Origin of the sequence: uncultured Thiodictyon sp., from assembly GCF_903828115.1 — a bacterium.
In the GTDB taxonomy this organism is placed as follows: Bacteria; Pseudomonadota; Gammaproteobacteria; order Chromatiales; family Chromatiaceae; genus Thiodictyon.
Map to the genome: position 1 here is coordinate 1 of NZ_CAIKKU010000765.1, position 4,013 is coordinate 4,013.

Sequence of the window (4,013 nt, forward strand, 5' to 3'; positions counted from 1 at the left end):
TACCCCTGGCAGCTATCCTTGCGCCTGCTCAAGCCCCGCAGGGGCGCGATATACCAGCCCAGGGCAACGCCCTGGGCTGCGTGGTTTATTCGGCCTAGCCCTGAAAGGGCGTGACATCAGGAGCCACGCCGTTATGTCACGCCCTTTCAGGGCTAAGCTCCGCGGATAACCCATACCCAGGGCGTTGCCCTGGGCTGGTATGTTCGACCCCGTTGGGGTCGATACGCAAAATCCGCTGAAACCGGGTATTGGGCCCATCCTCTGCGCACCGCAGCTGGCCCGGCTGCGCCGCGTGAGTGCCTCGCTCACCAGCCGGCAATCGCGACGCCGAGGTTCAAGTCTGCCGCCTGACGGCGACGGATTCGGCTCAGTGCGCAGCAGCGACGGTCCCGACCAGCAGGTGTGCATAGGAGAGGGCCGCGACCACCAGGGCGCCGGTGAGGGCCGCGGAGAGCAGGCCGACCAGGGTCTCGCGCGCCTCGTGCGACGGGGCCGGCAGCCCGAGCAGGGACAGCAGGTGCAACAGGGCCAGTGCGGCATGGCAGAGGACCTCGAAGGCGATCAGAATAAGGGCTAGCGACAGCATGGCGGACCTCGTCGGTTACGGTTGGACACGACTTGATCATGGCCCCTTTCCGACGGCCTAGCCGGGCTTGCATGAATCTGATCTAAAACAGAAAAACGGGCACGATCGGGCGTTTCCGGGCGGCCGGCGGGCGCCCCGGTCAGGACCGGGCAATACCGGGCCTGGTACCACCTGACGCAAGCGCGCGGACCATTGGAGCAGGGTGCGCCGTGCGCACCGAGCGGCTGCGGTTATTCGCCGCCGCTGGGGTTTCGCGCAGCGCCCTGGTGCGCACGGCGCACCCTACGGTCGCGGTGCGGTTCGTGGTCCGAGAACTTCCATCAGGCTAATCAATAGGTCCCAGAGGGTTCGCATGAACACCCGCATTCAAGACTTGGTAGACCGGGCACGCCAACTACCGCCGGAGGAGGCCACCTTGCTCTCCGCGCTTCATGATCTGGTGACCCCGCCCGACCCCGCCTGGGAGGCCGCCTGGGCCAGCGAGTCTCTCGACCGCCTGGAGGCCCATCGCCGCGGCGACTTGGCGGCGGTGGACTCGGACGACGCGATGGCCGAGCTCCAAAGGAAGCACGGACTCTGAGGAAGGTGCAGGGTCGCGCAGCGACGCTGTGGGAGCGGCTTCAGCCGCGACGAGGCCTCGCGGGTTGCCCGAGCGTCGCGAATCACCGCCTCTGCGTCTCTGCGCGACTCGCGCGGCAAGACCGCTGCCGCCCGGTGGGAGCGGCTTCAGCCGCGACGAGCCCGCGCTCAGCCCGCCGGAACCAGAACCAACGCCATTCAATGACGATCAGCCGGGGACTTGCGAGGCAGCGATGACCGACGGGAAGCGATTCAACTGGGCGGCGCTCGACCGCCACCTGACACGGCTGGGCTGGTCGCTGCAGACGCTGGACGATCAGTCCGGTCTGGATGAGCGCAATCTCCGCAAGATCCGTGACGGCGAGCACCAGCCGCGGGTCGGCTCGGTGAAACTGATCGTCGATGCCCTGGCGAAACAGGGGATCCCGATCCAGGCCGATGACCTCTGGCTCCTCCCGGACGCCCCTCCCTCCCCCGCCCGCCGCGCCGTCACCCGCATGGCTGACCACACCGGGCGCGGTAGGCGCCGCGCCCCCGCCCCACCCCTTCGACCCCTGGGCCATCGCCCTGCCCCCGATCTTCGTCGGGCGCACCGGCGCCCTGCGCGACCTGGAGCGGGCGGCCTGGGATGGGCGCGGGGTGTCGCTGCTCGGCGAGTGGCGGATCGGCAAGACCTCGCTCCTGCACACTTGGGGCCAGCGGGCGCGGGAACTGGGGTTTGCGGTGCGGCTGCTGTCCGGCCAGGGGCGGGAGCGGCAAGGGCATCGGGCCTTGGTCGATGCGGTCGTCGCCGCGGTGCCGGCCGACCACCGGTCGGCGGCGACCGGGACCGCGACGGGTGCGGCCGGCGAGCAGGCCGTGTCCGAGTCCCCCGACGCCGCCTCGGACCGGCTCGGCGACTGGTGCAGTGCCCAGCGCGAGGCGAGCGGCGGGCTGCCGCCGCTCTTGCTGCTCGACGAGGCCGAGGGCCTTCTCGGGCATTGCGAGCCGGGCTTTCTGGAACGGCTGCGGGGCCTGCTGACCGGGCGCCGGCTGCCGCTGGTCTTCGCCACCCGCCGCACCCTGCCCGAGGTCTACGCCGACCTGGGGCGCGTGTCGCCCTTCGCGAACATGCTGGAGGCGGTGCGGATCGGGCTGCTGGAGCCCGGCGCCGCGGCGGCCCTGCTCGCCCGCGGTGCGGCGGGGCTTGAGCCGGACGACCCGGCTTGGGTGCTGGACTGGGCCGGCCGGCACCCGTTCTTTCTCACACTGCTCGCGCGGCGGCTGTTCGATGCCCGCGCGGACGGGCCGGACCCGGACGGGGGCGACCCCCGCGCCCAGGCGCTCGCGCGGTTTCGCGACGAGGCCGCGCAGCAGTTCGCGCTCTGGTGGCCGGGGCTCGCCGAGCGCGACCGCCAAAGGCTGCGCCGCGCCGCCGCCGGGGGGACGGCTACCGACGCGAACCACGGCGATGACTTGTGCCGACGCGGGCTACTCACCGACGACCACCAACCCTTTGCGCGGGTGCTGAGCGGATGGCTGAACCGGAAGGATTGACGGGCGGGGCGCCTGGCCCAGGGCAGGACCCGGCGCCGGGTGCCACGCCGGACCCTGGGTCCGGGTCGGTGGCGGAACGACTGGCCCAACTGCCCGGTGCCTGGGAACTGGGCTGGTGGATGCTGATGCGGCCGATCAGTCTGCATCGTCGGCTGCGCGCGCTGGGAATCGACCCCCGCGCGTCCGCCTGGCGGCTGGGGCGGGGCGATGAGGTGGCGCGGGCCTATGCGGCGCAGATGGCGCTGTTGCTGCTGGTGGGGACCCTCGCCATCACGGTCACAATCGCGTTGGTGCTCGCGGTGGCTGGCTTTGATGGCGATTGGACGGGAATTCCCGGCGGTCTGGCCTTGGGCTTGGGCCTCGGCGTGGCCTGGGGCGTAGCCAGCGACAGGGTCGTGGCCGTTGACACAGCCGCCGCGTTGGCGAGCAGCATCGGGGGCGGCCTGGCTTTCGGCCCGGTCTTCGGCCTGACTTTCGGCGGGGCGTTCGGTGTGGCGTACGTCAGGTTGCCGTTCAGCCTCCTGGAGATCCCCTGGCAACTCATCGCCTTCACCATCCAAAGAAACACTAGCCGCATCACCCTCGCCGCCAGCCCGGTCCTACACCACGAGCTGAGCTATCTCCCGCTACCGACCCTGGCCGCGCACATCCGCGCAACCGCCGCCCGCGACCCGACCCTGGCCCGCCGCGCCCTGGCCGCCTGCGCCATCGCCCCCGGTCAGCGCCGCGCCGGCCGCCGGGCACTGGCCCTGCTGCGCGCCGACGAGCTGGCAACCCTGGCCCGCGACCGCCGCTTCCAGGCCCTACGCGACCTGCACGCAGAATGGCTGCCGGACCCGGCCAGCGCCGACGGCACCTTCGCCGCCCTGCAACAGGTCGGCCGCTATCTGCGCGCGGCGGAGCTGACCCTGATCGCCCGCCAGCGCCAGGAGCTACTGACCGCCGCCGCGGACCGCCTGCGCGGGCTCGACAATGCACTGCTCGGCAGCCGCGACCTGGAGGCGCCGATCTATCGCGCCGCCCTGCCCGACTGGCAGCGCTTGGTCGCCGACTGGCTCGCCGCGACCAAGGCCGAGGCGGCGCTGGAGGTGCCGAACCCCTTCCGCCCGCTGGTCCCGCTGGAGCCCGAGTTCGGCCGCGAGGTCTTCCGCGGGCGCGAGCCGCTGGTGGCGGAGATCGAGTCCATCCTGGGCGACCCGGGCCAGGGGGCGGCGCTCGCCCTGATCGGACCGCGGCGCTGCGGCAAGACCTCGCTGCTCAACATGCTGCCGCTGAAGCTGCCGGACGCGCTGGTGGTCTTCTTCGACACCCA

General features: G+C 71.7%; 3 protein-coding genes and 1 pseudogene. 3 read left to right on the plus strand and 1 reads right to left on the minus strand.

Annotated features, from left to right (window positions below):
* Positions 1 to 367: 367 nt before the first annotated feature.
* Entirely contained in the window at positions 368 to 586 is a 219-nt protein-coding gene (locus QZY48_RS28075) for a hypothetical protein (protein WP_295436948.1), read from the minus strand.
* A 352-nt stretch (positions 587 to 938) separates the two neighbouring features.
* On the opposite strand from QZY48_RS28075, the gene QZY48_RS28080 reads away from it, so the two are divergent.
* The 3 genes and pseudogenes from QZY48_RS28080 to QZY48_RS28090 form a co-directional block, all read left to right on the plus strand.
* On the plus strand, positions 939 to 1,166 hold the full coding sequence (locus QZY48_RS28080) for a hypothetical protein (protein WP_295436949.1): 228 nt from the start codon (positions 939 to 941) through the stop codon (positions 1,164 to 1,166).
* A 437-nt stretch (positions 1,167 to 1,603) separates the two neighbouring features.
* Positions 1,604 to 2,701, plus strand: coding sequence for a hypothetical protein (locus tag QZY48_RS28085; RefSeq protein WP_295436950.1), 1,098 nt, complete (start codon positions 1,604 to 1,606; stop codon positions 2,699 to 2,701).
* Positions 2,680 to 4,013, plus strand: a pseudogene (locus QZY48_RS28090) (hypothetical protein); the annotation flags it as partial. The gene QZY48_RS28085 and the pseudogene QZY48_RS28090, both read left to right, overlap by 22 nt.

Coding starts and splice junctions, on each gene's coding strand:
- QZY48_RS28075 (WP_295436948.1), bottom strand. CDS start 586: ATGCTGTCGCTAGCCCTTATTCTGATCGCCTTCGAGGTCCTCTGCCAT.
- QZY48_RS28080 (WP_295436949.1), top strand. CDS start 939: ATGAACACCCGCATTCAAGACTTGGTAGACCGGGCACGCCAACTACCG.
- QZY48_RS28085 (WP_295436950.1), top strand. CDS start 1,604: ATGACCTCTGGCTCCTCCCGGACGCCCCTCCCTCCCCCGCCCGCCGCG.